The organism is uncultured Desulfovibrio sp. (assembly GCF_944324525.1).
Lineage (GTDB): Bacteria > Desulfobacterota > Desulfovibrionia > Desulfovibrionales > Desulfovibrionaceae > Desulfovibrio.
The window spans coordinates 23,821-50,249 of the sequence record NZ_CALUWS010000010.1 but is presented as its reverse complement, the minus strand read 5'-3'; the positions used below and the strand labels follow the sequence as shown (position 1 = coordinate 50,249).

Below are 26,429 nucleotides of genomic sequence, written 5' to 3'. Positions count from 1 at the left end.
GCCCGCCTCGCCGCGGGCCTAGGCGCTCAGCTGCTTGCGGCCTTTGGCGCGACGGCGGCGCAGGACGGCGCGGCCACTGGCGGTAGCCATGCGGGCGCGGAAACCATGCGTACGGGCACGACGGATTTTGCTGGGCTGGTACGTTCTTTTCATGGTCAGATCTCCTTTCGTAATGCGGCTGCGGACATGGGCCGGAAAGCCCGGCGCGAGATGGGCGCATTCAGGCAGGAAAGTGTCCGCACGGCAGATTGTGCCTGCCGGAACGGGCCGCAGGCAAGACGTTCGAAAATTGGTTCATACATGGCAAGGCGTTGTTCGTCAAGTCCTTCAGCAGGCCCGACATGACGCCCTCCACGTTTCCCAGAGAGGGCTAACCGCCGCTGCGGGCGGTCATGCCGTTCTGCGTGCCGGCCATGGCCGCGGTTCCCTGCATGCCCGGGAAGTTGGGCATGGGCTGGGCGGCCGCCGAACCGGGCAGCGGCGGCAGCGGCGTGCCGGGCACCGTCTGCGGGCTGTAGACGTCGGCCGGGCCGCCGGCGGGCAGCGGAGCAGCGGCCGGAGCCGGCGCAACGGCCGGGGCCGCCGGCACGGGGGGCGTCATGGCCGGACTGGTGGCCGCGCCGGGCGGCAGGGAGCCTGCGGGGATGATGGCCGGGACAGGCTGGGCGTCATACATGCCAAGGCCCGAGACCGGCGGCGTGCCCGGCACCGGGGCCCAGGGGCCGCCGGAGACGGGGGTCACGGGACGCGGGACTTCCGTCGTGACGGCGACGCCCCCCGTCCTGCGCCGGGCGGTCTGCTCGATGGGCACGGTACCCGAGCTGACCGTTCCGCCGGAACGGCTGGCCGCCGGTTTGCGCAGCGAGGTGGAGCCGGCGTCCTTGGGCGCCTTCTGAGTGCGGACGGCGCTCGTCGTCTGACGGCGGGTCGAGCGTTTGCGCGTGCTGCTGCGGCGCACCGGGGCTTTTTCTTCAGTGGTGAGCAGGGGGTGGGAGGCCGGGTCCACATAGGGCAGGCCCCCCATGCGGATCTGGCGCGGCTGCGCCACGGAGAGCCAGTACAGACGGGCTCCTCCGTAGTCCTTCCAGTCCTGCACGCGCTGGTTGATGTCGATAGAGCCGGAATTCCGTGAAAGGCTGGCGGCATCGGCCGTCAGCGGGGCAGCCGTGATGCCGAGCAGGCAGGCAAGGCCGAGCGGAAGAAATATATGGCGCATGGAATGTCACTCCTCTTGCCTATCAATCGGAAGGCATGCGGAAAACATTAGTGCGGGAACGGCGGAGAAGCAAGAATTTTCAGCAGATGGACAAAATACGGAAAAGCGCCGGGGCTGGGCGGCCGCCTTGACAGAGGCGTTTGCCTTGGGTCAATCTGGCAAGCATGCCGCCCTGGGCGGCACGGATTCTTGCTCCAAGGAGAACCTATGCACTGCGCATCCCGCGGAGGCAGCGCTCCGCAGCCCTGTATCAGCATCATCGGCATGGCCGGAGCGGGCAAGTCCACGGTCGGCCAGTCGCTGGCGCAGCTGCTCGGCTGGGCGTTCATGGACAGCGACTATCTTATGGAGTCGCTCTACGCCAGCCGCCTGCAGGGCGTCACGGACGAGCTCTCCAAGGAGGCCTTCCTCGATCTTGAAGCCTGCGTGGTCGGCAGCGTGCGCGCGCCGCGGACCGTGCTCGCCACGGGAGGCAGCGTGATCTACCGGGAGACGGCCATGCGCCATCTGGCCGCGCAGGGGCCCGTAGTGCATCTGGATGTCCCCTTCGCCATCATAGAGGAGCGCATCGCCCGCAATCCCGAGCGCGGCCTGGCCATTGCCCCGGGGCAGACCCTGCGGGGGCTTTTCGAGGAGCGGGAAGCGTTGTACCGCCGCTATGCGGACCTGTGCTGTCCCGCCGAGGGGCGGACGCCGCAGCAGTGCGCGGGATGGATACGGGACAGACTGCTGGAGCAGGGGCGCATCGCGCCGGAACCATGCGCAGACCGATGATGCGCTGACGCGCGCCATGCGCGCGGGAGGGGGAACGTGCCGGTCCTCAGGGAACACCGCTCACTTCTGGTGGCCATGTGCGCCGCCCAGTTTTTCATGCCCTTCATGATGGCCGGGGTCAATGCCGTGCTGCCGCCGCTGGGCGAAAGCCTCGGCGCGAGCGCGCGCGAACTCAGCCTGGTGGGGGCGGTCTACTCCCTCGGGCTGGTCATCTTCCAGCTGGCCGGGGGGACGCTCGGGGATATCTTCGGCCGCCGCCGGGTCTTCCTCGCGGGCATGGGGATCTTCGGCTGTACGAGCATCGTGCTCGGCTTCGTCAGCAACATGACGTTGTTCATCGTGCTGCGCCTCGTGCAGGGGACCGGCTGCGCGCTGCTCAGTTCCTGCAGTCTGGCCCTGCTCGTCTCGGCCGCGCCGTCCGAGCTGCGGGCAAGCTACCTCGGCATCAGCAGCGCGGCGGTCTATGCGGGCATCGCCTGCGGGCCGCCCCTGGCCGGTTGCGTGGCCGGCTGGCTGGGCTGGCAGTGGCTGTTCTGGCTGACCGGGCTGGCCGCCCTGGCCGCCATGCTGCTCACGGTCTTTCATGTGCGGATGGAGTGGCGTCCCGCCCGGGGCGAACATTTTGACACCTCCGGCTGTCTCATCTATGCCTGTTGCATGGCCGCGCTGACCATCGGCGCTTCCGAGCTGGCCGACTATCCCGGCCTTGGCGGGGCCATGCTGGCGCTGTGGGCGGTGCTGGCGGTCGTCCTCTGTCTGCGGGAGCTGCGTACCGCCTTCCCGCTGCTGGACGTGCGCATGCTGGCCCACAACCGGGTCACGAGCCTTTCGCTCATCGCGGCGTTCATCAACTATTGTTCCTTTTTCGGCATGCTCTTCTTCTTCAGCCTCTACCTGCAGATGGGGCGCGGCATGAGCGTGCAGCAGACCGGTCTTGTGCTGGCCATGCAGGCCCTGGTCCAGGCGCTCTCCAGCCCGCTGGCCGCACGCCTCTGCGGCCGCTGGCAGGCGGGGCATGTCTGTACGCTGGGCACGGTGCTCTGCGGCTGCGGCCTGCTGCTGGCCGCCTTTCTGGAGCTGGATTCCACGCTCTGGCTCATTTTCGGCTCGCAGGTGCTGCTGGGCGTGGGGGTCAGCTTCTTCGCGCTCTCCAACACGGCCATCATCATGGAAAGCGCGGGAGAAAAGAACGTGGGGCGGGCCTCGGGCCTCGTGGGCATGGTGCGCACGGCGGGCATGCTCTGCAACATGGTCATCATCACGCTGACCCTCAGCTTTTTTCTGGGGCATGCGGCGGTGGGGCCGGACAACATGCCGCAGTTTTTGCGGGCCATGCGCACGGACATGATCTTTTTCGGCGTGCTCAACCTGCTTGCCGTGACGTGCACCCTTGCCCGCAACGGCAGCCGGCGGGATGGAGGCCCACGGGAAGATATTGCGTAATCTTTTCGGAAACCTCTAAAGTAATCATGCGCATGGTCGAAAAGACTGCCAGAAGGGAATGGGGAGTTTTATGTCTGATATCGCTGCCGTTCGCTTGCGTCAGAGAGTTCAGGGCTACGAGATGCAACTGCTTGCCGCTCGCCGTCTGACTCGTCTGCGGACGCGTATGCGGCTGGCGGCAGGCGAAGCTCCGCAGGATCCCGACCCGACCCCCCGGCGCGGCGTCTATGTGGAGAAGGTCGCGCAGGAGGTGTATGAAAGCCTGCTCTTCACCGGCAGCGACAATCCCGTGGTGGAGGATATCCGCCGGGCGCTCAGCGAACGTGTGGGCTTCACCATACGCTTTACCTATCCTCCGGGGGAGGGACTCTGTTTCGTCCGGCAGGACGACAGGGGGGCCCGCAAGCTCTCGGCCGAGCTGCAGGCCCGCGTACGTCGCCTGTTGTGGCGCATAACACGAGAAAAAATCGACAGGAGCATGCTGGACAAGCCCGCTCCTGTCCGGTCCTGATTCGTCAGGCAGGAGGACACGATGGAAATTCAATATTCGTCCGGTTTGCTTGGGTCCGTGCGGGATGTGTACGCGCAGGGCCGTCTGGAGAACGCCGGCGAGCGTCAGCATGCCGGCACGCCGCATGCCGGCGTACAAGGGGATTCCATAAGCGTCTCTAAGGACGCCATGTTGCTCAGCGAGGCGCACCGTGTGGCGCAGAACGCTCCGGATGTGCGCGCGGACAAGGTGGAAGCCTTGCGCATGCAGGTGGCCAACGGGACCTACACGGCCGACAGCCGTCTGATCGCCGCCAATCTGCTGCGCGAGGAGCCTGCGCTCTTCACGCTGTAACACCTCGCGGGTGTATTCCGTTCTGGGAGGATGCCGTAGGCGTCCTCCCTTTTTTTGTATAAAAAGCGCCAAATGTCTGGCGCGACGCATTGGGAGAGACGTGACGATTTTCTGTAACAGTTTGGAATAAATATACTTTATTTCTACATGGCGTGATTTTTGCAAATTCTCCTGCGCCGTGTTGTCGGCAGAGGAGAATAGCGAATGAATCTGAATCCGGTTCGCATTGTGTCGTTCCTGCTGGCCTTGATGATCCTGTCCCTGCCGGGGCGGGCGGAGGCCGTGCGCATCAAGGATATCGCCACCTTTTCCGGCGTTCGTGACAACCAGCTCATCGGTTATGGTCTGGTCGTCGGTCTGGCCGGGACGGGCGACAAGAAAAATTCCGTCTTTACCATGAGTTCCATGAAAAACATGATGGACCGCATGGGCGTAGGGGTGGATGCCGATGCGCTCAAGGTCAAGAACGTGGCGTCGGTCATGGTGACGGCCCGCATGCCGGTGTCGGCCAAGCCGGGCACGCGGCTGGACGTGACCGTGTCTTCCGTGGGGGACGCCACGTCCCTGCTGGGCGGCGTGCTGCTGCAGACGGCGCTCAAGGGGGTGGACGGCAAGATCTATTCCCTCGCGCAGGGCCCCCTGACCGTGGGCGGCTTTTCCATCACCGGCGCGGCGGCCCGTGCGGCCCAGAACATCCCCACCGTGGGCACCATCCCCGGCGGGGCCATCGTGGAGCGCGCCATCCCCTTTGAATTCAATCAGCAGGATCAGCTGACCCTCAATATGCGTATGGCCGACTTTTCCACGGCCCAGCAGATAGCGGAGCGGCTCAATGAAGCCATGGGCGGGCCCTTCGCCAATGCGCAGGACGCGAGCTCCGTGGTGGTCAATGTGCCGCCGCAGTACCGCAGCAATCTGGTGCCGCTCATGGCCTCGGTGGAAAACCTCGAAGTCTCGCCCGATGTCCCCGCCAAGGTGGTTGTGGACGAAAAGACGGGCACCGTGGTGCTTGGGCGCGATGTGCGCATATCCCAGGCGGCCGTGGCGCACGGCAACCTGCAGATCGTGGTGCAGGAGAGCGAGCAGGTCTCGCAGCCCGGCCCCTTCTCCGCCGGACAGACGGTGGTCACCCCGGGGACGGACATCAACGTGCGCGTGGAGAACCGCCGCCTGATGATGGTGGAAGGCGCGACCCTGCAGGAGCTGGTGGACGGACTCAACGCCATCGGCGCCACGCCCCGCGACCTTATTTCGATCCTGAGAACATTGCAGGCATCGGGCTCTCTGCATGCCAGCCTGGAGGTGATCTAAATGGGCGCTTCTTCACTGGATTCCAGCATGATGCAGGCCTCGCTCGGCCAGAGTCAGGGACGGCAGCTTGAGCTGCAGAACAGGGTGCGCGGCCTCAACGAGTCCGCCTCCAGCCGCCTCACGCCCGAGCAGAAGGAAAAGCGGCTGCGCGAAGCCTGCGAGGGCTTCGAGTCCATCTTCATCCAGAAGATGTGGCAGCAGATGCGCGCCACGCTGCCGCAGAACGGCCTGCTGCAAAGCCGTGACGAGAAGATGTGGCAGGACATGTACGATCAGGAGCTGGCCAAGTCCATGGCCAGCGTGGGCGGCATCGGTCTTGCGGACATGATGTACGAGCAGCTTTCGCGCAATCTGGTCTCGGCCAGCCGCGGCACCGCCGGGTCGGCCGGACGCGCGCCGGCCTTCGTGGCCCAGGCGGCCCCGCTGGTCGCGCCTGATGCCGCGAAGAGCCCGGTTGACGGCAAGCCGGCCGCCGTGGTGGCGGAAGCTTCCCCCGCAGCTCCGCAGGGGGCCGCCATCTATGAAGGATATGCGCCGGTGAGCGGCGTGGTGGATCAGGACGCCGCCCAGGCCGCTCCCCAGACAGCCGGACAGCAGCCGGCGGTGCAGCCGCAGCTGGCGGCCTTGCAGCCGCCTGCCGCCCCGCAGCCGGAAAAGCAGCGGATCGAGGTTCGCCGGCATCAGCGCAGCTCCGACCAGCTCTCGGGCCTGCAGATGGCCCAGCAGGCGCACCGGCAGGCCGGCGACAAGCTCGGCAACGGCGTACGGCCCGCCTCGCGGCGCAGGCGGCAGGAGGAAAACGTCTGGCAGGCCACAGCTCCCGCCAACGCTCCCCAGACGGGGACTGCCGCCCAGGGGAGCGGTTACATCGCGGCCGCATCGCCGGTGGGCAGTCCCGCCGCCATGCAGGCGGCCATGCAGCCGCCCCTGACCCCCGCTCAGATCGCGCAGCCGGCAGCGCCGTTCACGCCGGCCGGCATGACGGCCGGGGCCATGCCCGCCGCCGCGCCGCAGCCCGCCGCCCAGCCGGCCAGCGGTCAGGATGTGGTGCGCGTCCGTTATCAGACCAATATCCCGCAGCAGGCGCAACAGCTGCGGCAGGGCCTCAATCAGGATCTTATCCGCACCCTCAATGTGGATGCCGGAGGGCAGAAGGCCGGCCAGGGCATACGTGCCTATCATGCCCAGGGCAACAGCGCCGCGGCCCAGCAGGTGATACAGACGCCGCAGGCCGCCCAGCTTGAGGCTTCGCAGCTGCAGGCCCACATGCAGCAGCAGAACATGAATGCCCTGCAGGGCCAGCCGCAGGCCGGACAGGCTCCCGTGGCCCCGCTGAGCGGCGCGCAGGCGACGGCGCAGGCGCAGCCGGGACAGCAGCAGATGCCGGCCTCCGGCATCCCGCCGCTGACCGCGCCCCACGCAAGCATGGGGCAGACGCCTGTCCTCCAGCCGGCGCAGAAGGCCGGCAAGTCCCGCCTGAGCGCGGAAGAAGCGCTTATCGCGGGCGTTCCCATGTAGCCTTGTCCACAATCGGCATATCTCTTGCACGATAGTAAGTGCACGCTCCGCCGGCGGCAGAAAATGCCGCCGGTCGCATTAGCAGGGGACGCATGCAAAAACTGTAAGGATATGCGTATGTTTCAAATCGTTAGCCAATCTCTGCAACGTCAGGCGAAGGCGTTGTCACTGTTGTTCGAGCTGCTGGAAGAGGAATATTTTTCCATCATGGACCGCAAGACGGAAGCCGTAGTGGCGCTGGAGTTCTCTCTTCAAGAGCTCATACGTCAGATCGCAGTGGAGAAAAGTTGCGTGATCCAGACGCTTGCGGGGCAGCGTGTGCTTGCATACGCCGAGACGCTGCCGGAAGAACAGGCTGACGAGTTGCGGAATATTTTTGCTGAAGTGGACAGGGGGGAACAGCGTGCGGCGCGTCAGGCGTCCCGCAATGCCCAGCTTTCGCTTGCGCTGCTTGACCAGAGCACGCGCAATCTTCGTCATCTGACCAAGCAGGTCACCCCCCCAGATGCCGAAATCTACGGATCGCAGGGGACCATGTGCTACAAGGCGCATCCTGATGCGGCCATTATTTCCGGGAGGCTGTGATTATGCTGAGTGGTTTGATGAACATAGGGAAGTCGGCCCTGAACGCCTCGCAGGCGTGGATATCCGTTACCGGCAACAATATCGCCAATGCGGATACCGAAGGTTACTCGCGCCAGTATGTCGATCAGCGCGATTCCTACGCCATCCAGGCCAAGCCCGGCGCTCAGGGGCTGGGGGTCAACGCCCAGCAGGTGCTGCGTTACTATGACGCCTTCCTGGAACGCTCCTACGTGCGCCAGTCCACCGTGTCCTCCCGCTGGAACGAGCAGGACACCATCATGACCTCGCTGGAAGGGCTCTTCAACGAGTCCAACCGCGCCGGCGTGAACTCCTCCCTCGGTCTCTTCTTCGATGCCTGGAAGGATCTGGCGCTCTATCCCGACAGCACGGCCCACCGTGAGGCGCTGCTCTCCTATGCCGAATCCATGGGGGATATGTTCTCCTCCACGGTGGACAGCATCAAGCAGCTGCAGAGCGACATGGACAAGTCCATCGACGAGACCGTCGCCCGCGTCAACGAGATCTCCAAGGCCATCGCCGACGTCAACAAGCAGATCACGGCCAATACGGTGGAAGGGATCAGCAATCCCAACAACCTGTATGACGAGCGCGACCGCCTGGTGCGCGAGCTGGCGACCCTTGTGGATGTGGAGACCATCGACAACGGCAAGGGCGACTTCCGCGTACAGCTGACCACCGGTCAGCCGCTGGTGGACAAGCAGGAATCCTGGGAACTGGAGATGCTGGATCCGCAGGCCGAGAATCGCCTGCGCCCGGAATCCACCTATCAGGGTCAGATCGAATTTGAAGGCTCCGACGGCTTCGAGTACACCGTCGAGATCGTCAACGGCGGCAATGTGGGCGACAACCCGCCGCCGTCCTTCCGCGTGTCCCTGGACGGCGGCAAGACCTGGCTGCGCGACGACAACGGTCAGGAGCTGCGCTACGACATCACGGACAACGACGGCGACGGCAAGATCGACCCGGTCAAGGTGAAGAACCTGACCGTCTCCTTCACCGATACGCAGAACTTCCATACGGGCGACAATTTCGACATCGTGCCCAAGCGCGCCCTCTACTGGATCGAGCCCACCCGCGGTCCGGAAAACGTCACGCCGCAGCGCTACCTCAACGGCACGGAGAACACCAACCGCGTGACCGGCGGCAAGCTGGCGTCCTATTTCAACATTCGTGACGACAACTGCAACCGCTATCTGGACGAAGTCAACGCCACGGCCGAAGCCCTCATCTGGGAAGTGAACCGCCTGCACAGCCAGGGCGTCGGCCTGAAGCCGCTGGACTACGCGCAGGGCACGCAGACCATCGGGGCCATCAATCAGGCGCTGGGTTCGCCGCAGGCCATGCACGCCTACAGCGACCGTCTCCAGGCGGGCAACGTCAACTTCCACTTCTACGACAAGACCACCGGGGAACACGTCTCCTCCGGCATGCTGGACTTCGACGCCGCCACGCCCGGCGTCCAGAACTTCGATCCCTCAGTGCATACGCTCGAGGACGTGCGCGACGCCATCAACCGTTCCTTCCCGGATGCGGCGGGCAACAATATGCTCAACGCCACCATCCAGGACGGCCGGCTGCTCATCGAAGCCAATCCCGACAGCAACGTGAACTTCGCCATGGGCGCGGACAGCAGCGGTCTCATGGCCGCGCTGGGCATCAACGGCTTCTTCTCCGGCACCGACGCCTCCAGCATGGCCATCAACAACGAGCTGTATCAGGATGCGGATCTGGTGGCCGCGGGCCGCGTCAATGGTCAGTACCAGATGAACGTGGGCGACAACTCGCTGGCCAACGACATGGGCCTGCTGTCCACCAAGAACGTGGTGATCTCCACCGTCTGGAAGACCGTGGATAACCAGAGCATCACCTCGTACTATTCCAACCTCGTCACCACCGTGGGTTCGGACCGGCTCCAGGCCAAGACCAATGCCGAGTACAACACCACGCTCACCCAGGATCTGAGCGACCGCGTGGCCTCCGTGTCCGGCGTCAACCTGGACGAGGAACTGGCCAATCTCATCAAGTACCAGAGCTCCTACACGGCAGCCGCCAAGCTCATCACCACGGCCGACCAGATGCTGGAGACCCTGCTGGGACTCAAGCAGTAGGGCACAAGGAGGGGACATCATGGCAATCCGCGTAACGCAGCGTAATATGTACGGCAGCATGATCAACAACATGCAGAACAGTCTTGCTGCCTATATGGAAAGCGTCATGCAGGGGTCGACGCAAAAGCGCATCAACCGTCCGTCGGACGATCCCGCCGGCGCTTTCCGGGTGCTGACCGCCCGTAACGAGATCCAGAACACGGATCAGTACAAGACCAATGTGGAGACCGCCAAGGGCTGGCTGCAGCTGGCCGACAACGTGGTGGCCACCCAGACCAGCAATGTGCTGACCCAGCTCAAGGAGCTGGCCGAACAGGCCTCCACGGACACCTACAACGCCGAACAGCGCAGGATCATGGCCGACGAAGCGCGTGCCCTTTTCGGCTCCCTGCTCAATCTGGGCAATACGGAATTCGACGGCAAGAGCATCTTCGGCGGGCACAAGTACGACATCAACGCCTTCGAGGAATCCCTTGCCGTGACCACCTGGGACGAGAACTGGGCCGAGGCCGCCAATGAAGGGGCCTTCAGCATCGAAGGTTCCTCCAAGAGCACCGTCATGGTGCAGTTCACCAGCGACGGCACCGTGGGCGACGACGACCTGACCTACCGCTGGTCCGCCGACGGCGGTGCGACCTGGACGGAAGGGACGCTGGCGGCCAATGCCGACCCCAACGCCTCCTTTACCATCGACGCCAACGGCGTGCGGCTCACCGTGCCGCGCGGGCTGCAGACCAAGGCCGCCGATGTGGATACCGGCCCTGGCGCCAATAACGGGACCCTGCTCTATATCCGGCCTACGGCTGTGTACAAGGGCGACGACAACAATCCTCCGCCGGACATCGTGGTCATGGGCGGTCAGGACGGCCTGAGCAAGGATCAGGTCTCCGCCACGGGCAATTTCGGCAAGGACGTGCTGGTGCGCTTCGATACGGATGCGGATCTGGCCACTGCCGGCAATGAGTTCACCTACTCCTACAGCACCGACGGCGGCAACAACTGGGTGACGGCCAAGGGCACGACCACCGGCGGCGACACCCTGCGTCTGACCATCCCCGGCGGTTATATGGATTTTAATACCGCCGGCGTCGCGGGCGGTTCCACCATCCCCGCCGGCGCGCAGATCATGGTGCATCCCGACCGCGCTGACCTCAATTACGAGATCATGGAAGACACCTATGTTTCCGTGAACAACGTGGGCATGGAGATCTTCGGCGGCTACTATCAGGGCAAGCCCGCTCTGCCCACCGACCAGAACGTCTTTGAACTGGCGGGCGAATTCATCGCCTATCTGGAGTGCGACAACCGCGACGGTTGCGCTCAGGTGCTGGCCAAGCTGGACAAGACCTGCATGCCCTACGTGGAATCTCAGGCCGCCAAGATCGGCGCCAAGGAAAACCGCGTGGAGACCGTCTACGACATCCTGGATTTCCGCAAGCTGGACCAGCAGGAGCTGCTGAGCAACGTGGAAGACATCGACCTGACGGAACTGCTGACCAATCTTACGCGCCAGCAGATGACCTACAGCATGGTGCTGCAATCATCGTCCATGATCATGCAGCTCAATCTTTCCAATTTCCTCTAATGGACGGCATATGCTCATACTTGCCCGTCGTCCAGGGGAAAGCATCTGTCTTGGAGAGAACATCCGAATAACCGTGTTGAGCATGCAGGGTAAGCAAGTCAAATTGGGACTTGATATCCCCGCGGATACGACAGTATACCGAGAAGAGCTTTATAAACGCGCTGAAGAGGAAAACAAAGGCGCCATTCCCTCTAACAATGAAGACCTTATGGTGGCATTGCAGCTATGGAAGAGAACAAAGCCCTAGAGATCGACACCCGTCTTGGCCGTCGGAGCATCGAAGCCGACAAGATCATCAACTTCCCCCGTGGCCTTGCCGGACTGGAAAACGAGCATTCCTTTACCTTGCTGCAGATTCAGCAGGGCGGCGCGCTGCTCATCCTGCAGAGCACGGAAACGCCCACGCTGGGCCTGATGGTCACGGACCCCTACAGCTTCCTTGACTCCTATCCCGTCATCATCGGCGATGCGGAGCAGATGCTGCTGGGGCTGGAAAAGCCCGAGGATGCGGCCATCCTGGTGACGGTCTCCATCCCCATGGGCAAGCCGGAAGAAGCTTGCCTCAACCTGAGCGGCCCCATCGTCATCAACTTCAAGACGCGCGTGGGCCTGCAGGTGCCGCAGTCCGGCGACGGACCGCAGAAGGTCAGCTTCCGCGAAGTGTTTGAACGCAAGAGCCAGAAAGCCGAAAAGGCCTAGGCGAACATATCACAGCCCAAAGAAAGGCGGCGGACAGGTCAGATGCCTGTTCGCCGCCTTTCTTTTAGAGCAATTTTAGTTACGGCCTGGCGTTTCGCGGAAAAAACGCGGTTTTTCTGCTCTCTTTGGGCCGGGCGGCGCTGTGCCGCCGCCTCGCGTTTCACCTTTTTCAAAGGTGAAACGCTCTAAAAGCGCGCTGGGGCAGGGAAGGGGGGCTTGGGGGGAAGGGAAAACCCTTCCGCGCCGGCGGAGGGGTTTCCCTTCCCCCCAAATAAGCAGCGAAGTGTGTCTCAGGCCCTAGCTGCGCGTACGCACGTTCTCGGCCATGAGTTCGACGATGTGGCTCACCTTGACGGGAAGGCCCTTCTTTTCCACACCGCCGCGGATCTGCAGGACGCAGCCGGGGCAGTCGGTCACCAGGCGATCCGCGCCGCTGGCCTGCACGTTGTTGAGCTTGTTCTCCAGCAGCTGGGCGGCCACTTCCGGGAACTTCATGGAGTAGCTGCCGCCGAAGCCGCAGCAGACGTCCTCTTCCGTGCAGGGCACATATTCCGCCGCCTGGGCGATGAGTTCGCGCGGCGCATCCGTGACGCCGCAGCCGCGGCAGAGGTGGCAGGGCAGGTGCAGGGTGACCTTTTCGCCGCTCTGGTTGAAGTCCTCGGCCTTCACGCCCAGCGTGTCATGCAGGAAGGCGCTGAACGGTTGGACGGACTGCACCAGCGTTTCGGCCTGCTGCCGGTAGGGGCTGTGCTCCAGGATCTCGGGGTAGACGTTCCGGATGTGCGAGGCGCAGCTCGCGCAGAGGGTCACGATGGCGTCATACTTCTTGTGGGCAAAGGCTTCCACGTTCTGTTGCGCCACTTCGATGGCCGTGGCCCGCTGGCCCATGACGTCCAGCGGCAGGCCGCAGCAGGTCTGTTCCAGGGGGAAGTCCACTTCCACGTTGAGCGCCGTCATGAGCTTGACGAAGGCTTCCAGCTGGTCGGGGAAGATGAAGTCCTGCGCGCAGCCGCTGAACAGGGCGATACGCATGCGCGGTTCGCGCAGCACGGGCTTGATGCGGGCCCAGCGGTCGCGGAAGGATTCGGCCGCGATGGCGGGCAGGGCCTTGTACTGATGCTTACCCAGGAAGATGGCGGGCAGATGGCGCAGATAACTCACGTTGTCTTTGCCGGTCCCGGTGAAGGGGCGCTGGGCGAAGCTCGCGAACTTGATGAGGTTGTGGAACATCTTGCGGTTCTTCATCACCGAGGACAGCAGGCTCATGGGCAGGCCGGCGCCGTTCTTTTCCACCAGACGGGCGCGGATCTCCCGGATGAGGCGCGGCAGGTCGATGCCGCCCGCACAGACGTTCTTGCAGGCTTCGCAGCCGATGCAGTTCTGACTAAGGATGCGGGCCTTGTCCTGCCCGTGATAGAAGTAGGTGAGGATGAGCCCGATGGCCCCGATGTAGACATAGCCCATGCGGTGGCCGCCCACCAGACGGAAGACCGGGCAGACATTGGCGCAGGCCCCGCAGCGCACGCAGCGGAAGATCTGCGAGAAGATCGGGTCCTTGGCGATCTCGGTACGGCCGTTGTCCAGGAAGACCACATGCATGATCTTCTTGCCGGTCGGGGAGGCCGCGCAGTCGCCCGCGCCGTCCATGAAGGTGACGTAGGAGGTCAGGCGCTGGGCCGTGGCGTTGCGGGGCAGCACCTGCAGGGCCGTCAGGGCCACGTCCAGCGTGGGCACGAGCTTGTCCAGACCGGCCAGCACCACGTGCACGCGCGGCAGGGTGGTCACCATTTCGGCATTGCCTTCATTGGTGACGGTGCTCACGCTGCCGTTCTCGGCCACGGCGAAGTTGCAGCCGCTCACGCCCATGTCCGCGCGCAGGTACTTGCGGCGCAGCTGCACGCGGGCCACCTTGACCAGACGCTGCACGTCCGTGTCCTGCGGGTCGCCGGTGGCCTTGGCGAAGTCGTCGGCCACCTGCTGGCGGGAAAGGTGGATGGCGGGCATGACCATGTGCGAGGGGCCTTCATGGCGCAGCTGGATGATCCACTCGCCAAGGTCGGTCTCGTCCACCACGAGGCCGTCGGCCTCCAGCCGCGTATTGAGGTGGATCTCCTCGGCGGTCATGGACTTGGACTTGATGACGTACTTGACGTCGTTCTCCTTGGCGATGCGGGCGATGATCTCGTTGGCGTCGGCGGCCGTGCCCGCCCGGTGCACGATGACGCCGCGCTTTTCCGCCTCGGCCCGGAACTGCGTATAGAGCTCTTCCATGTGCCGGCAGGCGTCGTCCTTGGCGTCGGCGATCTGCCGGATGAGGCCGCGCTCGTCCACTTCCTTGAAGATGGCTTCGCGGTTGGCCCGGTAGGCCACGGCAAAGGTATCCAGGGTCCGGCGCAGGAAGCCGTCTTCCAGCGCGCTGTCGATATCCTTGTGGTACGCGGATTCGCTGCCGAGTTTTTCGCTGTTAGACATGGGCATCCTCCAGAAGAACGATATGCAGTTCCAGCGGGCCGTGCACGCCGACGGCGCTGACGCGCTCGATGTCGGCGGTACGGCTGGGGCCGGTGATGAAGACGGTATAGCTGCCCGGACGTTCGGCCATGCGCTCGCGCAGCCGGCCGGCGATGGAGGGCAGGTCGGGATAGATCTCCGAGGCGCGCAGGATGAGGATGTGCGTCTCGCTGATCATGCCCGCCAGACGGGTATCCTCATTGTCGCCCACGGTGAGACAGGTGCCGCTGGCGGCCACGCCCAGACGGGCCGTGGTCAGGCCCACGTCGATGCCGGCCAGATGGTTGCGCAGGCCGTCCCGGCGGCAGGCGAAGCCCTGCGCGGCGCAGGCTTCGGCCAGGGCGGCAAAGTCCGCGTCCGGCAGATCCGGCGCGGCCAGGATCTTCTGCACGCGGGTAGGCACTTTATTGGGGCCGTCCGGGCCCTTTTCCACATCTTCATCGGCCAGCAGCTCGCAGGGCGCTTTGCGGGCGCAGACATCCACGGCGTATTGCAGGGCGGCGGCCATGTTGGGCAGGCGCTGCACCTGGGCGGCGACAGCCTCCGCGCGGGCTATGAAGAGATCGACAAGTTCCTGATTGACAGGGGCCATGAGTCACTCCTTTGAAACTATGCCGCGGGCCCGCCGCCCAGTCCCAGATGCTGCGCGTACAGCTGGACAGGATGGCGGACGCTCACGGCGTCGTGATTTTGCGAAAGGACATCTTCCAGCTGCATCATGCAGGCCGGACAGGCGGCGGCCACCACGGCGGCGCCGCTTTCCACGATGTTATCCCGTTTGCGCTGACCTATGCGCCGGGAAAGATCATAATGGCTCAGATTGAAAGAACCGCCGCAGCCGCAGCAGCGGTCCGCCTCGTTCATCTCCACGAGGCGGCAGGGGCGGGAGGCCTTGATGAGCGTGCGGGGCTGGCTGCGGATCCCCAGTCCCTTGGAGAGGTGACAGGAGTCATGGTAGGTGACGGCAAGCGAACCTTCGCCGTCGGATGGGGCCTCCACCTTGAGCACATCCACAAGAAAGGCGGTGATGTCCAGCGTCTTTTCGGCCAGGCGGGCGGTGGCCTCGCGTTCCAGGGTGCCGAGACGCTGGGCGTAGCGCGGCCAGAGAGAGGCGATGGTCTTGGTGCAGGTGGGGCAGGGCGTGACGAGGTAGTCGAAATCCCCGCGCAGCACGGGCAGGTTGACGGAGATCTGGCGCAGCATGCCCTCGGCGTCGCCGGAGGCCAGCGCCGGCATGCCGCAGCAGGCCAGCCCTTCCGGCAGGAAGACCGCCACCTTGTGATGGCGCAGCACGGCAAGGCAGGCCTGCGCCATGTCCACATAGAGCTTGTCGCCCATGCAGCCGGGATAGAAGGCCACCTTGAGGCCGCCTTCCGGGCGCGGCTCGTCCAGCGGTCCGGTGAGGGCGCTCAGGGGGCGGGCGGCCAGCGGGCGCACATGCCGCTTGCCCAGCATGAAGGAAAGCATGGGCGCACAGGACGTTTCCTGCACGTCATGATTGCGGCGCAGCACGAGGCGCTGCAGGGGAGCGCCCACGCGCACGCTCAGATTGAACAGTTCCGGCCGGGGCAGCAGGAAGCGGAAGATCATCTTTTTCAGCGGATGCAGGCCGAGGTAGGCATTGACCACCTCGCGCGCCTCGAAAAAGATTTCCGTGATCTTCACCCCGGAAGGACAGGCCGCTTCGCAGGAACCGCAAAGCAGGCAGCGGTCGAGCTTGCCGGCCACGGCCTGCGGGTCGCAAATGAGCTCATGGGCCAGGTTGTTCACCAGCGCCAGCTTGCCGCGGGCCACGTCGGCCTCCTTCATGGTGGCCCCGAACATGGGGCACACGCTCTGGCAGAGGCCGCAGCGCATACAGGCCGCCAGCCGGTCATCCAGCGCCATGAGGCGTTGGGCAAGGGTATGCAGATCGCTCATCGCGGGCCCCCCTAGCGGATGCTCACCAGCTTGGTGGGGTTGAGCAGGCCCTTGGGATCGAGGGCGCGCCGCAGGCGCTGCGAGAAGAGGATGGTGCCGCGCGAGGTTTCCTTTTCCATCCACTTGGCTTTGGCCGTACCGATGCCGTGCTCGCCGGAAAGGGTGCCGTGCAGGCTGATGGCCGTCTCGAACATTTCGTCGATGGCGGCCTCCACCCGGGCGAATTCATCGGCATCGCGCTTGTCGCACAGGAAGGTGGGATGCAGGTTGCCGTCCCCGGCATGGCCGAAGGTGCCCACTTCCACGCGGTACTTGGCGGCGATGTCGGTGACGACCTTCATCATGGCCGGGATCTGCGAGCGGGGCACGGTGGCGTCTTCAAGGATGGTGGTGGGCCGGGCGCGGGCCAGCACGGGCAGGGCCATGCGGCGCGCCTCCCAGAGTTTCGTCTTTTCGGCGGCGTCGCGCGCCACATGTACGGTCGTGGCGCCGGTGGTCCTGAGCACGCGCTCCACGGCCTCGGCGTCGTCGGCCACCTGGGCCGGATGCCCGTCCACCTCGATGAGCAGGATGGCGGCCGCATCACGCGGCAGGCCGGCATGGGTGAAGTCGTCCACGCGCACGATGGTGTTGTTGTCCAGGAATTCCAGCGTACAGGGAACCACATGGGCGGCGATGATGCCGGCCACGGCTTCGGCGGCCTTCTGCATGTCGTCGAAGACGGCCATGAGGGCTTTGGAGGCCTTGGGCGGCGGCACGAGCTTGAGGATGGCCCGGGAGATGACGCCAAGCGTGCCCTCGCTCTGGGTGAGCATGCCCGCCAGATTGTAGCCGGTGACGCATTTGACGGTGCGCGAACCGCTCTTGACCACTTCGCCGGTGGCGTCGAAAAACTCCACGCCCATGACGTAATCCTTGGTGACGCCGTACTTGAGGCCGCGCAGGCCGCCAGCGTTCTCCGCGATGTTGCCGCCGATGGTGGAGACGGACTGCGAGCCCGGGTCCGGCGGATAGAACAGCCGGCGCTTTTCCACGGCCGCGGCGAATTGCGCCGTGATGACGCCGGGTTCCACCACGGCGTAGAGGTCGTTCTCGTTGATCTCGAGGATGCGGTTGAGGCCGTTGGTCAGGATGACCACCGTATCCGGCACGTCGGGGATGACGCCGCCGGACAGGTTGGTCCCCGCGCCGCGCACGGTCATGGGGATGCCGTTGTCGTACAGTTTTTTGACGCACTGGCCAAGCTGTTCGGTGGTGGTGGGGCGCACCACCAGCGTGGGCACGACAGGCGCGAGCACCGCGGAGTCATAGGAATAGCTCTGCCGGTCGGCTTCGGAGCTGAACACATTTTCGGGGCCGAGCAGGGCCTCGAAATCCTTGATGAGTGCATTGTTCGCCATGGAAAAAACCTCGGATCCCGCCGAAAAGATACATTTTGTCACAATATGCCGGCGGAATAGTGAAAAATGATGACTGTCTTACGTTAGAGGGGACGGGCCTGTAAAGTCCGCCCCGCTGTTTTCGGCCAGCGCACAGATGAAGGCAAAGGCCTCCGGGCTGACCGGCTGCACGGACAGGCGGCTGCCCCGGCGCATGAGCTCCATGCCCGCCAGTTCCGGGAAGGCGGCCAGCTCCCTGCGGCGCAGCGGATGGGGGAAGGCCCTTTCCAGCTGGACGTCCACCATTTCCCAGATGGGCTTTTCCGGCGTGGCGCGGGGGTCGAAATGGTTGTTTTCCGGGTCCTGCGCCGTATGGTCGGGGTAGGCTTCCCGCACCACGCGCACCACGCCGATGATGGCCGGGTCCGCGCCGCTGTGGTAGAAGAAACCGCGATCGCCCACCCGCATGGACTTCATGAAGTTACGAGCCTGATAGTTGCGTACGCCGTCCCAGGAGGTCGTCTGTTGCGGCGCGTCGGAGAGATCCTGCCAGGAAAAGCACTCCGGTTCGGATTTGAACAGCCAGTGTCGCATCAAGGCGTCCCCCTCTGTAGGCACGCCGGCAGACCGCCCGCCGGCGATGGTGGATGATGATATGAAACCATGCGGGCAAGGCCCCCGTCATGTCAAGAAGGCAGGGCGGAAAGAAGAGGCGCTCAATCTTTTTTTCTTATCTTGTTGACGCATATGGGGCGGATAAGATATTATCCTGAAAATATCCTGAAAAAGGACAGCCCCTTCCCTTCCTCGGCATGGCGGATGGAGGGGAGGGGGCAAGGATGAACTTCTAACGTGTCTGGAGAGGCATATGGCTTGGACTCAGGTGTACGATCCCGCCGGGGGTGCGTTGCTGTCCGCGCTGTGCGCGGCCGTTCCGCTCATTGCGCTTTTTTACATGCTGGCCGTGCGCCGCGCCAAAGGACATCATGCCGCCGGTGTGGCCGTCGTGCTGTCCTTCGCGCTGGCCGTGCTGGTCTGGGGGATGCCGGCCTCCACGGCATTCAGCTCCTTTTTGTATGGGGCGGCCTTCGGCCTGTTCCCCATCGTGTGGATCGTGGTTACGGCGGTCTGGGTCTACAACATGACCGTCGAGTCCGGCGAGTTCGAATACATCAAGCAGTCCCTGGCGCGCCTGACCGATGACCGCCGCCTCCAGGCCATCTTCATCGCCTTTGCCTTCGGCTCCTTCATCGAGGGGACGGCGGGCTTCGGCACGCCCGTGGCCATCACCGCCGCCATGCTGGTGGGGCTGGGCTTCAAACCGCTCTACGCCGCCGGCATCTGTCTCATCGCCAATACCGCGCCCGTGGCCTTCGGGGCCATCGGCGTGCCGGTCATCGTGGCCGGACAGGTCTCGGGCTTCTCCGATCTGCACATCAGCGCCATCGTGGGCCGCCAGCTGCCCTTCCTTTCGGTGATTGTGCCGCTCTGGCTCTGCGTGGTCATGTGCGGTTTCAAACGTTCGATGGAAGTGCTGCCCGCCATCATCGTCTCCGGCGTCTGCTTTGCCGGCTCGCAGTTCCTGTTCTCCAACTTCCACGGCCCGACCCTGCCGGACATCATGTCCGCCATCATCGCCATCATCGGCCTCGTGCTGCTGCTGCGCGTCTGGAAGCCGGCGCGCATCTTCCGCTTTGAAGGCGAGACGGAAGCCGTCATCCAGGGCGAAGCTCCCCGTTTCGGCGTGGTGGTGCGCGCCTGGGGCCCTTACATCATCCTGGCCGTGATGGTCTTTTTCTGGGGGCTGCCGCAGTTCAAGGATCTGCTCAACGCCATGCCCGGCGCGGTCATCAAGTTCAGCTGGCCCGCTCTTGACGGTCTGGTGATGAAGGCCGCTCCCATCCTGCCCGCGGGCAAGGATCCGGTGTATCCGGCGGTCTTCACGCTCAACTGGCTCTCCGCGGGCGGTACGGCCATTCTCATCGCCGGCTTCCTGTCGGTGCCGCTCATGCCCGGCTACAGCTTCGGCCGCGCGGTGAGCTGCTTCTTCCGCACCGTGGTGCAGCTGCGCTTCCCCATCGTGACCATCGCCATGATCCTGGGTCTGGCCTACCTCATGAACTACTCCGGCATGAGCTCCACCCTGGGCATCGCCTTTACCCTGACCGGCAGCATCTTCCCCTTCTTCGCCCCTCTGCTGGGCTGGCTGGGCGTGTTCCTGACCGGTTCGGACACCTCGTCCAACGCGTTGTTCTGCGGTATGCAGCGTTCCACCGCCGAAGTGGTGGGTATGCCGCCTGAACTGGCCGTGGCCGCCAACTCGTCCGGCGGCGTGACCGGCAAGATGATCTCGCCCCAGTCCATCAGCGTGGCCACCGCCGCCACCAGCATGGTGGGACAGGAAGGCGACCTCTTCCGCTTCGCCCTGCCGCACAGTATCGCCATGACGGTGTGCATCTGCGTGCTGACCTGGCTGCAGGCCACGGTGCTGAGCTGGATGCTGCCGTAAGCTTCGCGCGAAGAGGGGTTGTCCGGACATCCGTCAAACTGGTTGCGGCGTGAGCGGAGCCCCTCTTCACGCGGATGACACGGCGAGAGATGTTCGGACTCCTTTTCTGAGGGGGCGGTTCGCAAGGACCGCCCCCCGCCGCTTTTTCCCTGGTCAGCCTGCACGATCCCCCCCAGCGGCAAGCGTCCGTCCCGGCGGGGCGTCACCCCGTCGCGCAGATTCTTTCCTTCCAGGTCCTCCATTTTCCCCCAGCGCCCTCTTGTGAGGAATGAGTCAGGGACTCGAGGCAAGTCCGCCTTCGAGGTGCGCGCTGCGGCTCGACACTCCATCATCGGTCGGGATGCGTCAGACTGTGGGCATGGTCAGCAATGAGCCGTTCCCGCAAGCTCTCATCTTTTTTGCGCTCGCATGACAGATTAATAGGTTTAATCGATGAATTATTGTTGCTATTTTATATGGGTTGAATGTTAAAAATATATCACTCTTGAAAGCGGAATATACTTGCATGAATTTTCGTTATATGTTATAAAAAATGATGCTACGGCATCCGTTTGTCAGTTTTATGGCGAGATTGCTGCCCGCGAGGATTTGTCTTGCCATATCGTATATTCTCATATAAGGAAGTAGCGTCATCAATATACAGCGCTCAAATTTGTTGGGATGCACTTTGTCAATCTTGTAACAGGAGGGTACTGCATTGCAAAACACGACTTCACGCTGGAATTCTTTTGACACCATGTGGATGCTCAATCTGTTCGGCACCGCCGTGGGCGCGGGGATTCTTTTCCTCCCCATCAAGGCGGGCGCATCCGGCGTCTGGCCGCTGATAGCGATCACGCTGCTTACCGGCCCCATGGTCTATCTTTCCCACCGCGCTCTGGCGCGGTTCGTGCTCTCGTCCGCAAAACCCGGCAGCGACATCACGGAGGTCGTGGAAGAGCATTTCGGCTCCTCGGCCGGAAAGCTGATCACCGTCCTGTATTTTTTCGCCATCTACCCAATTTTGCTGATCTATGGCGTAGGCATCACCAATACCGTGGGCTCCTTTCTCGTCAATCAGCTTGGCATGGCCTCGCTGGCCACCGTGCTCGAGCCCTACACGCTGAGCCGCTTCATACTTTCCGGCGTGCTGGTGGGCGCCATGATCCTCGTCATCGTGGTGGGCGAAAGCTTCGTGCTCAAGTTCAATGAAAAACTTGTCTATCCGCTCTGCGCCACCCTTCTTGGCCTGTCGATCTATCTGATCCCGCACTGGAACATGAGCATGTTCTCCGAGATGCCCGGCGTTGGCGACTTCGCCACGACCATCTGGCTGACCCTGCCCGTGCTGGTCTTTGCCTTCAACCACTCGCCCGCGATCTCGTCCTTTGCCGTTGCAGAGCAGAACGAATACGGGACCGCGGCCGAAGAGAAGGCGCGCGTCACCCTGCGGAATACGACGGGCATCCTGGTGGTTTTTGTCATGTTTTTCGTGTTCAGCTGCGTGTTCAGCCTGACCCCACAGGATCTTGCCGAAGCGCAGCGCGAGAACATCCCCATCCTCTCCTACCTGGCAAACCGTTTTGACAATCCCGTCATTTCCTATTTCGGACCGCTGATCGCTTTCCTTGCCATCGCCACATCCTACTTTGGACATTACCTCGGCGCTCGTGAAGGACTGCACGGCATTTTGCACAAATATCTGCGCGACAGCGGCAAAAGTTACGACGCCGCCAGGCTCAACCGGGGATTGACCCTCTTTTTCTTCATCTCCGGCTGGATTGTCGCCACCATCAACCCAAGCATCCTCGGCATGATCGAGACCCTTGGCGGTCCGATCATCGCCATGATCCTCTTCATCATGCCCATGTATGCCATCCGCCGCGTACCGGCCATGCACAAGTTCCAGGGGCAGTTCTCCAACGTCTTCGTGACGGTGATGGGCCTCATCACCATTGCCTCTCTGCTTGGGGCGATACTGTTCTGATGTTCGATCGCGCCGTGCGGCCACCCGCGCGGCGCATTTTTCATACGCTTGCCCAACGCGGCGGAAACGGAGTTTTCCCATGTCACACCCCTCTTTACGCCCGGTCACGACTGCCCGCCCCCCCATCACTACCACGCTCTTCGACTTCTTCAAGGTAGGGCCCGGTCCTTCCAGCTCCCACACCATCGGCCCCATGAAAGCGGCCTGTGATTTTCTTGATCTCTGCCGCGCCCTGCCGTCGGATACTCTGGCGCGGGCGGAGGCCCTGCGAGTGGAGTTGCTCGGCTCCCTCAGCGCCACCGGGATAGGGCACGGAACGAATGTGGCTGTTCTTGCCGGCCTGCTGGGCTCCCAGCCGGAAACCTGCCCGGGCGATGTTCTGACCTCGCTTGGCCGCGATCCCGATGCCCGCCATGATGTCAGCATTGGCGGCAAAACGCTGAGCGTGGGACTCGCCGATGTGGTATTTGGACCAGTGGCCCACGACGCTCCCTTCAGCAATACGCTGCGGGCTTTCCTGCTTGACGCCGGAGGGAGATCGCTTTTCGAGAGGGAATACTATTCCGTCGGCGGCGGGTTCATCCAGTGGCAGGGCTGGACTCCCCCGGAAAGAGGGAAGCCGCGTTACCCCTACGGCACCATGCAGGAATTGCGCGGCCATCTCGCGAAAACAGGACTCACCCTGCACGAGCTCATGCTTGAAAACGAGACCGCCATTACCGGGATGAGCCGTCCCGCGATCTATGAACGGCTTGATGAGATCATGGAAGCCATGTACGACAGCGTGCGCCGCGGGCTTGCGGCCACAGGCAAGCTTCCGGGGACGCTCGGCGTCTGGCGGAAGGCCGCAAGCCTGCTCGACCATGCGAAGCAAATGCCCATTGCCGTTGACCGCTTTCTGGCCAAGCTCAGCGCTTATGCCTTTGCGGTCGCCGAGGAGAACGCCAGCGGCGGTGTCATCGTCACCGCGCCGACCTGCGGCGCGGCGGGCGTCATGCCGGCTCTGCTGTATTCCATGCGCAACGATATGAACATAGGTGAACGCGCTCTGCGCGAGGGTGTGCTGGCTTCGGCAGCCGTGGGTTTCCTCGCCAAGCACAATGCGGGCATCGCTGGCGCGGAAGTGGGTTGTCAGGGTGAAGTGGGTGTGGCGGCCAGCATGAGTGCGGCCATGCTGGCCCATGCGCGTGGCTGCGCCATTGCCGATGTGGAAAATGCCGCGGAGATCGCGCTGGAGCATCACCTGGGGCTGACGTGCGACCCCGTGGGGGGATATGTGCAGATACCCTGCATAGAGCGCAACTCCGTGGGGGCGATCAAGGCCTATAGCGCCATGCTGATCGCCACATGCGAAGAAAGCTTCCAGCACAAGGTCACGCTGGATGCCGTCATCAGCGCCATGGGGGAGACCGGCAGGGAGATGAGCAACAAATTCAAGGAAACAAGCGAAGGCGGACTTGCCGTCAGCATCGTCGAATGCTGAGGCGGCATAGGCGCATCGTGCGAGTCTGGCCCACGCCGCATCTTTCGCGTTGGAACGGCGTGGGCCGTCTTTTTTTTCAAGCCAGACGCCGGTCGCGAAGCGGACTTTCCCAAGCGGGACGGCCGCCCCGGATCGCTTGCGGCTGAAGATTCCGTCCTCTCAGCCCTACCGGCTGGCGCTTTCCAGGGCTTGTTAACACAAATTTTGCAAATAATTTCAATAAATAAGATAGACAGGTTACGTGCACTCCGCTTGCGCTTGGAGGCGGGGTCGCCTTGCGTCCCCGATGCTTCCCCGGTAAAAGCGCGCTGGGAAAGGGATGGGGGCTTGGGGGAAGGGGCCCCCTCCAGCGCCGGCAGCGACCCGACGGGCGGTCGTAGGCCGTGCCCGTTAGGCGACGAAGGAGCCTTACAGGCATCGACAGCAGAGCGAGGGGCCCCTTCCCCAAAACAAACGGCAAAGGGTGCTGACGGCCCCTAGCTGCCGGCGCGGCGGGGCTGGAGGTAATCCGTATCGAGGTTCAGACGGCGGGGGTGGCTGGCGCCCCTCTGGGCGGGCAGGGTGGCGAGCCCTTCCACCGAAAGCGGCTTGCGGGAAAGGCCGAAGGGCTCCAGTTCGCTCATGGGCACGGCGGTACGGGTCGCGCCGTCTCCCACGATGTAGATGACCATGATGCGGCGGTCGGCATGGCCGGCCAGCAGCACGGTGGCGGCGGGATGTCCGCTGGAGACCTTGCCCGTGGCATTGTTGAGCAGGGAGGGCATGCGTACGTCGCTGCGGTGCAGGATCTCCAGGAAGTCGTTGCCTGTACGGCCCACGAAGCTCACCAGCGAGCTGCCGTCCTGACTGACGAGCAGACTTACGGGAACCGTGCCGCCGTGTATGCCGATATAGGTGGGGCGGGCCCCTTCGGGCATGACCTGCCAGCCGTCCGCGGCAGCTGCGGCGGCGAGCCGAAGGGGCAGCAGCAGGAACAGAGCCGCCCAGAGAAGGGACAGGAAACGCAGCATCATGTGTCCTTGGCGGAGAGCGTCGGTCGTCTGCGAAACAGCGGAAGAGACAGGCAAGAGGCCTGCCCTGTTGGAGCGTTTTGCCTTTGAAAAAGGTGAAACGCGAGGCGGCGGCACAGCGCCTCCCGGCCAAAAGAGAGCGGAAAAACCGCGTTTTTTCCGCGAAACGCCAGGCCGTATGGTTTGAAACGCCAAGCGTTTCAAACTGGAAATGCTCTAAGGGCTGTAGCTGTTCGGGCCTGCCTTGTCAAGCCGGGCGGGGATGCGGACGGCCGTGGCGGGCCGTCAGCGGCGCTTGCGCCGGGCCTTGCCGGTCTCCTTTGCCGTCGGGGCGGCCGCGGCGGGGGCGGGCTCCGGCTTGGGCGTCAGGTCCGGCGGCGCGGGGATGACCGGGATGTTCTCGCTGCTGCCGAGCCAGTGCAGGAAGAAGGCCAGCAGTTCCTGGCGCAGCAGTTCCTGCTGCCGCAGGCGTTCCTGCGGCGTGACGCTCAGGCAGAGTTCGGGCAGCTCTTCGGCAAGTGAGGGCGGGCACGGCGCCAGCAGAGCGCCCCCGTCCGCGTCCGGCAGCTTCAGGAAGCGGGCCCGCTGGCCCATGCGGCGAGCCAGCTCCTCGGTCAGGCGGCTGTCGGTATCGCCGTCCTGCGCGGCGCTGACCAGCAGCAGGCGCGGATGGAACCAGCGCAGGCCCGCGTCGAACAGCATGAGATGCGTGGGATTGACGGCCGCCACCACCTTGATGCGCGTATCCGCCGGGCTGACGGTGAGCGGCAGCTTGTTGCAGAGCTTGACCAGCTGGCGGCGCGCCCAGCTGTTGCAGTAGGGATCTTGCGGCGAGGCGGCGGCGCAATGGGCGTCCAGACGTTTGCAGTCGGGCAGCGCCCCGCCCAGCAGCAGGCCGGTCGTGCCGCCCGCGCCGAAGCCCAGGAAGCCGATACGTTGCGGGTCGATGCTCTTGCCCAGCTTTTCATGGCGCAGCAGCTGGTCGATGAGCGCGCCGGCATCTTTCAGACGTCCCGCGAACTGTTGCCAGGTATGCAGCTGCTCCATATTGCGCATGCAATCGCGGGCATGGGTGGGGGCCGCCACCACGAAACCGTGTTCGGCCAGCCAGGCGGCCGTGTCATGATAGGAGAAGCGGGTGCCCGCCGAGGGGTGGGAGAGCACGATGAGCGGGAAGCGTCCGGCCACGGCGTCGCTGTTGCGGGCGGCCTCCACCCGCCAGGGAGGGAAGCGCAGCTCCCGCGGCGTCCAGTTGGTGGGATACCAGACGTTCACGTCCAGACGCACGCCGTCGTCCGGCAGCCAGAAGCCGAGGGTGCGCAATCCCACGCGGTAGGTCTCTTCGGCGCGGGCCGTGGCGGGCGGCAGGACGGCAAGCAGCGCGCCGCAGAGGAATACGGCGGACAAAAGAGCGCGCAGGGAGCGCATGCCGGAGAGACGGCAACGGGAAAACAGCGGAAAGTGCGGCATGTGCGATAGACCTCGGCGGGCGAAATGTCCCCTGTTGTGCCATAAGCGGCCTTGGGGTACAAGAGCATGACGGGTGC

23 protein-coding genes are annotated in these 26,429 nt (G+C 63.9%); 14 read left to right on the top strand and 9 right to left on the bottom strand.

Going from position 1 to position 26,429, the window contains the following annotated elements:
* Positions 1 to 18 precede the first annotated feature (18 nt).
* Together rpmH and Q0K12_RS04365 are read right to left on the bottom strand one after the other, a co-directional pair.
* Positions 19 to 153, bottom strand: a complete 135-nt coding sequence (gene rpmH / locus Q0K12_RS04370; protein ID WP_296303392.1) for a 50S ribosomal protein L34 — start codon at positions 151 to 153, stop codon at positions 19 to 21.
* Positions 154 to 370: 217 nt separating this feature from the next.
* Entirely contained in the window at positions 371 to 1,216 is an 846-nt protein-coding gene (locus Q0K12_RS04365; RefSeq protein ID WP_297260549.1) for a hypothetical protein, read from the bottom strand.
* A gap of 207 nt (positions 1,217 to 1,423) precedes the next feature.
* Here Q0K12_RS04365 and thrB point away from each other — a divergent pair, with 207 nt between their 5' ends.
* The 11 genes from thrB to fliW all read left to right on the top strand — a co-directional run bounded on the left by thrB (position 1,424) and on the right by fliW (position 12,104).
* Positions 1,424 to 1,990 (top strand): homoserine kinase, encoded by a 567-nt coding sequence (gene thrB / locus Q0K12_RS04360; RefSeq protein ID WP_297260548.1) that lies wholly within the window; start codon positions 1,424 to 1,426, stop codon positions 1,988 to 1,990.
* Positions 1,991 to 2,026: 36 nt separating this feature from the next.
* Positions 2,027 to 3,433 carry an MFS transporter gene (locus tag Q0K12_RS04355; protein ID WP_297260547.1) on the top strand — a complete coding sequence of 469 codons (1,407 nt, stop codon included), beginning with the start codon at positions 2,027 to 2,029 and terminating at the stop codon, positions 3,431 to 3,433.
* A 70-nt stretch (positions 3,434 to 3,503) separates the two neighbouring features.
* Complete coding sequence (locus tag Q0K12_RS04350) at positions 3,504 to 3,944, top strand: hypothetical protein (protein ID WP_297260546.1); 441 nt, start codon at positions 3,504 to 3,506, stop codon at positions 3,942 to 3,944.
* Positions 3,945 to 3,965: 21 nt separating this feature from the next.
* Positions 3,966 to 4,277 carry a flagellar biosynthesis anti-sigma factor FlgM gene (gene flgM, locus Q0K12_RS04345; RefSeq protein ID WP_297260545.1) on the top strand — a complete coding sequence of 104 codons (312 nt, stop codon included), beginning with the start codon at positions 3,966 to 3,968 and terminating at the stop codon, positions 4,275 to 4,277.
* A gap of 204 nt (positions 4,278 to 4,481) precedes the next feature.
* Complete coding sequence (locus tag Q0K12_RS04340; protein WP_297260544.1) at positions 4,482 to 5,588, top strand: flagellar basal body P-ring protein FlgI; 1,107 nt, start codon at positions 4,482 to 4,484, stop codon at positions 5,586 to 5,588.
* A complete protein-coding gene (locus Q0K12_RS04335; RefSeq protein WP_297260543.1) occupies positions 5,589 to 7,106 on the top strand; it encodes a rod-binding protein in 1,518 nt (505 codons plus the stop codon).
* Between the two features lie 117 nt (positions 7,107 to 7,223).
* Entirely contained in the window at positions 7,224 to 7,691 is a 468-nt protein-coding gene (gene flgN / locus Q0K12_RS04330; protein ID WP_297260542.1) for a flagellar export chaperone FlgN, read from the top strand.
* Positions 7,692 to 7,708: 17 nt separating this feature from the next.
* Complete coding sequence (gene flgK / locus Q0K12_RS04325; RefSeq protein ID WP_297260541.1) at positions 7,709 to 9,820, top strand: flagellar hook-associated protein FlgK; 2,112 nt, start codon at positions 7,709 to 7,711, stop codon at positions 9,818 to 9,820.
* Positions 9,821 to 9,839: 19 nt separating this feature from the next.
* Positions 9,840 to 11,405 carry a flagellar hook protein gene (locus Q0K12_RS04320; RefSeq protein ID WP_297260540.1) on the top strand — a complete coding sequence of 522 codons (1,566 nt, stop codon included), beginning with the start codon at positions 9,840 to 9,842 and terminating at the stop codon, positions 11,403 to 11,405.
* A gap of 10 nt (positions 11,406 to 11,415) precedes the next feature.
* Positions 11,416 to 11,652, top strand: a complete 237-nt coding sequence (gene csrA / locus Q0K12_RS04315; protein WP_297260539.1) for a carbon storage regulator CsrA — start codon at positions 11,416 to 11,418, stop codon at positions 11,650 to 11,652.
* Positions 11,631 to 12,104 carry a flagellar assembly protein FliW gene (gene fliW, locus Q0K12_RS04310; protein WP_297260538.1) on the top strand — a complete coding sequence of 158 codons (474 nt, stop codon included), beginning with the start codon at positions 11,631 to 11,633 and terminating at the stop codon, positions 12,102 to 12,104. The genes csrA and fliW overlap by 22 nt, the downstream gene beginning before the upstream one ends.
* Positions 12,105 to 12,401: 297 nt before the next feature.
* Here fliW and ldhH read toward each other — a convergent pair whose 3' ends face one another.
* The 5 genes from ldhH to Q0K12_RS04285 form a co-directional block, all read right to left on the bottom strand.
* Positions 12,402 to 14,576, bottom strand: coding sequence for an L-lactate dehydrogenase (quinone) large subunit LdhH (gene ldhH, locus Q0K12_RS04305; RefSeq protein WP_297260537.1), 2,175 nt, complete (start codon positions 14,574 to 14,576; stop codon positions 12,402 to 12,404).
* On the bottom strand, positions 14,569 to 15,207 hold the full coding sequence (locus Q0K12_RS04300; RefSeq protein WP_297260536.1) for a lactate utilization protein: 639 nt from the start codon (positions 15,205 to 15,207) through the stop codon (positions 14,569 to 14,571). Before Q0K12_RS04300 ends, ldhH begins: the two co-directional genes overlap by 8 nt.
* A gap of 17 nt (positions 15,208 to 15,224) precedes the next feature.
* Complete coding sequence (locus Q0K12_RS04295) at positions 15,225 to 16,535, bottom strand: (Fe-S)-binding protein (RefSeq protein WP_297260535.1); 1,311 nt, start codon at positions 16,533 to 16,535, stop codon at positions 15,225 to 15,227.
* 11 nt (positions 16,536 to 16,546) lie between these two features.
* The gene (locus Q0K12_RS04290) at positions 16,547 to 17,935 is read right to left on the bottom strand and encodes an FAD-linked oxidase C-terminal domain-containing protein (RefSeq protein ID WP_297260534.1); all 1,389 of its coding nucleotides are present in this window, start codon (positions 17,933 to 17,935) and stop codon (positions 16,547 to 16,549) included.
* 78 nt (positions 17,936 to 18,013) lie between these two features.
* Complete coding sequence (locus Q0K12_RS04285) at positions 18,014 to 18,508, bottom strand: EVE domain-containing protein (RefSeq protein WP_297260533.1); 495 nt, start codon at positions 18,506 to 18,508, stop codon at positions 18,014 to 18,016.
* A 274-nt stretch (positions 18,509 to 18,782) separates the two neighbouring features.
* Here Q0K12_RS04285 and Q0K12_RS04280 point away from each other — a divergent pair, with 274 nt between their 5' ends.
* The 3 genes from Q0K12_RS04280 to Q0K12_RS04270 all read left to right on the top strand — a co-directional run bounded on the left by Q0K12_RS04280 (position 18,783) and on the right by Q0K12_RS04270 (position 23,872).
* The gene (locus tag Q0K12_RS04280) at positions 18,783 to 20,423 is read left to right on the top strand and encodes a lactate permease LctP family transporter (RefSeq protein ID WP_297260532.1); all 1,641 of its coding nucleotides are present in this window, start codon (positions 18,783 to 18,785) and stop codon (positions 20,421 to 20,423) included.
* Between the two features lie 736 nt (positions 20,424 to 21,159).
* Positions 21,160 to 22,389: a serine transporter gene (locus tag Q0K12_RS04275; RefSeq protein WP_297260531.1), complete on the top strand. Its 1,230-nt coding sequence runs from the start codon at positions 21,160 to 21,162 to the stop codon at positions 22,387 to 22,389.
* A gap of 79 nt (positions 22,390 to 22,468) precedes the next feature.
* Complete coding sequence (locus Q0K12_RS04270; RefSeq protein WP_297260530.1) at positions 22,469 to 23,872, top strand: L-serine ammonia-lyase; 1,404 nt, start codon at positions 22,469 to 22,471, stop codon at positions 23,870 to 23,872.
* A gap of 476 nt (positions 23,873 to 24,348) precedes the next feature.
* Here Q0K12_RS04270 and Q0K12_RS04265 read toward each other — a convergent pair whose 3' ends face one another.
* Together Q0K12_RS04265 and Q0K12_RS04260 are read right to left on the bottom strand one after the other, a co-directional pair.
* Complete coding sequence (locus Q0K12_RS04265) at positions 24,349 to 24,885, bottom strand: hypothetical protein (RefSeq protein ID WP_297260529.1); 537 nt, start codon at positions 24,883 to 24,885, stop codon at positions 24,349 to 24,351.
* A 282-nt stretch (positions 24,886 to 25,167) separates the two neighbouring features.
* Complete coding sequence (locus tag Q0K12_RS04260) at positions 25,168 to 26,352, bottom strand: hypothetical protein (RefSeq protein WP_297260528.1); 1,185 nt, start codon at positions 26,350 to 26,352, stop codon at positions 25,168 to 25,170.
* Positions 26,353 to 26,429: the final 77 nt, after the last annotated feature.